The 3,301-nt window shown below is 37.3% G+C and carries 5 protein-coding genes and 3 pseudogenes; all 8 read left to right on the top strand.

Features of this window, described 5'->3' with window-relative positions:
• Positions 1 to 787 (top strand): annotated as a pseudogene (gene mafB, locus DFR77_RS12450) (polymorphic toxin MafB class 3); the annotation flags it as partial.
• 15 nt (positions 788 to 802) lie between these two features.
• On the top strand, positions 803 to 1,105 hold the full coding sequence (imm40, locus tag DFR77_RS12455) for an Imm40 family immunity protein (RefSeq protein ID WP_002234414.1): 303 nt from the start codon (positions 803 to 805) through the stop codon (positions 1,103 to 1,105).
• Positions 1,106 to 1,188: 83 nt separating this feature from the next.
• Positions 1,189 to 1,527 (top strand): annotated as a pseudogene (locus tag DFR77_RS14310) (MafB family polymorphic toxin); the annotation flags it as partial.
• Positions 1,507 to 1,800, top strand: coding sequence for a hypothetical protein (locus DFR77_RS14315; RefSeq protein WP_002254397.1), 294 nt, complete (start codon positions 1,507 to 1,509; stop codon positions 1,798 to 1,800). The pseudogene DFR77_RS14310 and the gene DFR77_RS14315, both read left to right, overlap by 21 nt.
• On the top strand, positions 1,797 to 2,114 hold the full coding sequence (locus DFR77_RS12465) for a hypothetical protein (RefSeq protein WP_002215112.1): 318 nt from the start codon (positions 1,797 to 1,799) through the stop codon (positions 2,112 to 2,114). The genes DFR77_RS14315 and DFR77_RS12465 overlap by 4 nt, the downstream gene beginning before the upstream one ends.
• Before the next feature lie 69 nt (positions 2,115 to 2,183).
• Positions 2,184 to 2,519: pseudogene (locus DFR77_RS14320) on the top strand (MafB family polymorphic toxin); the annotation flags it as partial.
• A complete protein-coding gene (locus DFR77_RS14325; protein WP_226882474.1) occupies positions 2,493 to 2,777 on the top strand; it encodes a hypothetical protein in 285 nt (94 codons plus the stop codon). The pseudogene DFR77_RS14320 and the gene DFR77_RS14325, both read left to right, overlap by 27 nt.
• Positions 2,778 to 2,779: 2 nt before the next feature.
• Entirely contained in the window at positions 2,780 to 3,103 is a 324-nt protein-coding gene (locus DFR77_RS12475) for a hypothetical protein (RefSeq protein ID WP_002224708.1), read from the top strand.
• Positions 3,104 to 3,301 lie beyond the last annotated feature (198 nt).

Here is a 3,301-nt window from a genome sequence, read left to right on the forward strand (position 1 = left end):
ACTGATATGGGAAAACGACCCCGATAAAAATTGGCGGGCTAACCGTATGGATGATATTCGCGGCATCGTCCAAGGTGCGGTTAATCCTTTTTTAATGGGTTTTCAAGGAGTAGGGATTGGGGCAATTACAGACAGTGCGGTAAGCCCGGTAACCTATGCGGCAGCACGGAAAACTTTACAGGGTATTCACAATTTAGGAAATTTAAGTCCGGAAGCACAACTTGCCGCCGCGAGCCTATTACAGGACAGTGCCTTTGCGGTAAAAGACGGCATCAATTCCGCCAGACAATGGGCTGATGCCCATCCGAATATAACAGCAACAGCCCAAACTGCCCTTGCCGTAGCAGAGGCCGCAGGTACGGTTTGGCGCGGTAAAAAAGTAGAACTTAACCCGACCAAATGGGATTGGGTTAAAAATACCGGCTATAAAAAACCTGCTGCCCGCCATATGCAGACTGTAGACGGGGAAATGGCCGGTGGGAATAAACCGCTGGAATCAAAAAATACTGTAACAACGAATAATTTTTTTGAAAATACCGGTTATACAGAGAAAGTATTAAGGCAAGCATCGAATGGTGATTATCATGGTTTTCCGCAATCAGTAGATGCTTTTTCTGAAAATGGAACAGTAATACAAATAGTTGGCGGAGATAATATTGTAAGGCATAAACTTTATATCCCTGGATCTTATAAAGGAAAAGATGGAAATTTTGAATATATCAGAGAAGCAGATGGAAAAATTAATCATAGATTATTTGTCCCTAACCAACAACTTCCTGAAAAATAGTAGATAGAGATTAATATGTTAAATGAAATTTTTGAAATTTATTCGAGACAAGGGGAATCTTTGATAGGAATTGGAATTAGAGAAGCCGCATTACCCGTCCCCACTGCAATAGATATATTAAATTTATTTATAAATGAAAGAATACTTGTATTGGGGGGAGATATTTATATCAAGAAAGATAATTATTTTTATCAAACATATGATAATTGGTATTACGAGGGAAGTAATTTATTTAACAGTATCAACAAAGCAATGCATTATTTATCTCAAATAAAATTAGAGAATGCATACGTGTCTTTTGTTTTGAAATTTATCTAACAAAGGAAGCACAAGAATAGGTTTATAGTAAAACATCAAGATGTTGAAAATGCTAGGTTTTAACCTAACCTACGCTGACCGGATCAGATACAGCCGCTCAGCAGACTCTACAAGGTATTAATGATTTAGGAAATTTAAGTCCGGAAGCACAACTTGCCGCCGCGAGCCTATTACAGGACAGTGCCTTTGCGGTAAAAGACGGCATCAATTCCGCCAGACAATGGGCTGATGCCCATCCGAATATAACTGCAACAGCCCAAACTGCCCTTGCCGTAGCAGAGGCCGCAGGTACGGTTTGGAGAGGTAAAAAAGTAGAACTTAACCCGACTAAATGGGATTGGGTTAAAAATACCGGCTATAAAAAACCTGCTGCCCGCCATATGCAGACTTTAGATGGGGAGATGGCAGGAGGAAACAAGCCAGTTGTTAAATCTATTAGACCAACTACGCGAGATGAATTACGTCAAGCATTGCAAGAACAAGGTTTTAGACGTACTGGTTCAGATGCGGCTCAATATGAAACATGGAAAGGTCCTGATGGCGTGAAAATAGATATTCGTCCAAATGGAGAGGTTATAAGAACCCAAAGAGTGCCGCGAACCGATGGTGTACAGGGAAAATATCCGCAACGACAAGATTATGAAGGCAATCCATTGCCAAATAATCATCATCATTCTGGATATTTTGTCAAATGAAAAAAAATATTTTTCACAATGTAAGCCTTTATGAAATAATCTTTTCCGATAATGGAAATACCCTTACATTATCTTTTACAGATACAATTGAAGGTAATTATTTCGGATATATCAAATGCAGTAATATTTTGAATTTTAAATTAGATACAAATAATTTCGTAGATTATGAGGATAAGGAAGATAGCTTGTTTCCCTTGTTTATACCCGAAATAGAGCTATATAAATACCAATTTTATAGTGAAATTATTATTGATGTAGGGATTATTATAAAAATATCTGCTGAAACAATTAATTTTGAGCCACTGGGAAAATAGTAACTGCTTTCCCAGCAGCCGTAGCAACTGTATTTTTACCCGACGGGGTAAAAATACAGTTGCTACATCTCTGCGCAGCAGACTCTACAAGGTATTAATAATTCAGGAAAATTAAGTCCGGAAGCACAACTTGCCGCCGTGAGCCTATTACAGGACAGTGCTTTTGCGGTAAAAGACGGTATCAACTCTGCCAGACAATGGGCTGATGCCCATCCGAACATTACAGCTACTGCCCAAACTGCCCTTGCCGTAGCAGAGGCCGCAGGTACGGTTTGGAGAGGTAAAAAAGTAGAACTTAACCCGACTAAATGGGATTGAGTTAAAGATACCGGCTATGAAAAACCTACTGCCCGCCATATGCAGACTGTAGACGGGGAAATGGCTGGGGGAAACAAATCATTAAAAATAGGGACACAATCTGTTGAAAAATCAACCGGTCGTACAATACCTAATAATTTAAAGGAACAATTAGCAATGGAAGAAGTTAAGGCAAACCCACAGGGCAAAACTCCTGCGAGAATACCTCCTATGTCCGATACTAAAAATGGTTGGTTGGCAAAAGACGGCTGGGTTAAGCGCGTTCAAAATATAAACAAAGTTGAGATACATTACATTGAAAATACAAGAACCAGTGAGAAAACAGATTTCAAGTTTAAGGATTAGCCATGTTTTTAGATGATGTAAATGTTTTTTTAGATGATTTAAATACCAATCCAATCACTGACGAATGGTATATGTCCAATTTTGCCGATAAACATATTAAAATTTTGGAAAGTTACGAAGCCTTTGATATTCTAAAACAATTTGTTGATTACATGATTGAAGAATATGATGAAAAATCAGAATATGAAATCATGGAAATATTGAGACAATTAAAATATCAAGCAGATACCAACGAAAAATTTTATACAAATACACAGAAACAGAAAATTGTAGAATTATATAAACAAGAAATTAGTCAGGATATTTTAAATGAAATCTTTAGATAAACTATCAATATAGAAGAAAATCCTTGGAAAAAATAAAATGATAATCAAACATAATGGAAATATACATAAAATAGCCAGAATGACTGGAAATAAAAATAATGGGGCTGTCCTAGATAACTAGGGAAATTCAAATTAAGTTAGAATTATCCCTATGAGAAAAAGCCGTCTAAGCCGGTATAAACAAAATAAACTCATTGA

It is taken from the genome of Neisseria gonorrhoeae, from assembly GCF_003315235.1.
Classification (GTDB): Bacteria; Pseudomonadota; Gammaproteobacteria; order Burkholderiales; family Neisseriaceae; genus Neisseria; species Neisseria gonorrhoeae.

What these genes read in the sequence shown, in the direction of transcription:
- DFR77_RS14315 (WP_002254397.1), top strand. Translation starts at nt 1,507, where the DNA reads ATGGCAGGAGGAAACAAGCCAGTTGTTAAATCTATTAGACCAACTACG.
- imm40 (WP_002234414.1), top strand. Translation starts at nt 803, where the DNA reads ATGTTAAATGAAATTTTTGAAATTTATTCGAGACAAGGGGAATCTTTG.
- DFR77_RS14325 (WP_226882474.1), top strand. Translation starts at nt 2,493, where the DNA reads ATGGCTGGGGGAAACAAATCATTAAAAATAGGGACACAATCTGTTGAA.
- DFR77_RS12465 (WP_002215112.1), top strand. Translation starts at nt 1,797, where the DNA reads ATGAAAAAAAATATTTTTCACAATGTAAGCCTTTATGAAATAATCTTT.
- DFR77_RS12475 (WP_002224708.1), top strand. Translation starts at nt 2,780, where the DNA reads ATGTTTTTAGATGATGTAAATGTTTTTTTAGATGATTTAAATACCAAT.